A 1,363-nucleotide genomic window follows, 5' to 3' on the forward strand; every position below is an offset into this window, starting at 1 on the left:
TTACCGCAAAAGTGGGTCTAAAGCCCCGTCCTTCTAGGACGGCTTTAATTTCTACAATTTGTAAATAATTGTTAAATAGGTAGATTTTGTGGGTAAAAGTTGCAGTAAAAATAATGATAAACTATTCCCATGATAGTATTAGAGTTTAAGTTGAAAGGCAAAGCGGAGCAATATCGGATCATGGACGAAATGATTCGGACGGCTCAATTTGTCCGAAACAAAACTCTTAGACATTGGATAGACAATCAAGGAATTAAGCTGGTAGACCTATACAAACAGTGTGCCATTATGGCGAAAGAGTTTGAATGGGCAGGCAAGCTTAACTCGACGGCACGTCAAGCTTCGGCGGAGCGTGCCATTTTTGCTATAGGGCGTTTTTTTGCTAATTGCAAAGCAAAGAAACCAGGGAAAAAGGGATTCCCGCAGTTCAAAAAACACACTCGTTCCGTTGAGTACAAACAATCGGGTTGGTCACTTTCTGCCGACAAAAGATGTTTAACATTTAAAGACGGCTTCGCTGCTGGGAAGTTCAAGTTGGTTGGTAGTCGGGATTTGTATTTCTACGCGCCAAACGAGATTAAACGAATCAGAGTCGTGCGTCGTGCCGACGGATACTACGCTCAATTTTGTATCAATGTGGAACGGAAAGAGGAAGCTATTTCCACTGGTAAAGCCATTGGAATAGATGTCGGATTAAACCATTTTTATACTGATAGCGATGGCGAAACAGTTCCTAATCCTCGGTATCTCCGCAAAAGCGAAAAAGCTCTGAAGAGATCGCAGAAGCGAGTTTCTCGGAAAAAGAAAGGTTCTAAAAATCGAAAAAAAGCGATCAACAAGTTAGGAAGAAAACACCTGAAGGTCAGTCGACAGCGTAAAGACTTCGCCATTAAGACGGCGTTGTGCGCGGTGAAATCTAACGATTTTGTAGCCTACGAAGACCTTCAGGTGCGGAACATGGTTAAGAACCATAAACTCGCTAAATCAATTAGCGATGCTGCGTGGTCACAGTTTGCTCAATGGTTGGAATACTTTGGAAAAGTGTACGGCAAAACAGTTATTGCTGTTGCTCCTCAGTACACATCTCAGGAATGTTCACACTGTGGCAACCTGGTTAAAAAAACTCTGTCAACTCGAACCCATATTTGTGGTTGTGGTGTGGTGTTAGATCGCGACCATAATGCCGGAAAAAACATTTTGGCAAAGGGATTGAAGCAGGCAGGAATCAATTTAAATACGGTGGGGCACACCGAAATTTACGCTGGGGGACAGACCGATCTCTACTCGCTGATGGTAGCCAAACAGAGATAAGTTCGACTGGATGATCCAAGAATCCCTGCGCCTTTAGGCAAGGGAGTGTCAA

Annotated in this window: 1 protein-coding gene; it reads left to right on the forward strand. The window is 43.3% G+C overall.

Annotation, left to right across the window (positions count from 1 at the left end):
* Nucleotides 1-129 precede the first annotated feature (129 nt).
* Complete coding sequence (locus tag QUB26_RS31815) at nt 130-1,311, forward strand: transposase (RefSeq protein ID WP_333247085.1); 1,182 nt, start codon at nt 130-132, stop codon at nt 1,309-1,311.
* The last annotated feature ends 52 nt before the right edge of the window (nt 1,312-1,363 follow it).

It is taken from the genome of Microcoleus sp. B4-C1 (genome assembly GCF_036705285.1).
Taxonomy (GTDB): Bacteria; Cyanobacteriota; Cyanobacteriia; order Cyanobacteriales; family Microcoleaceae; genus Microcoleus.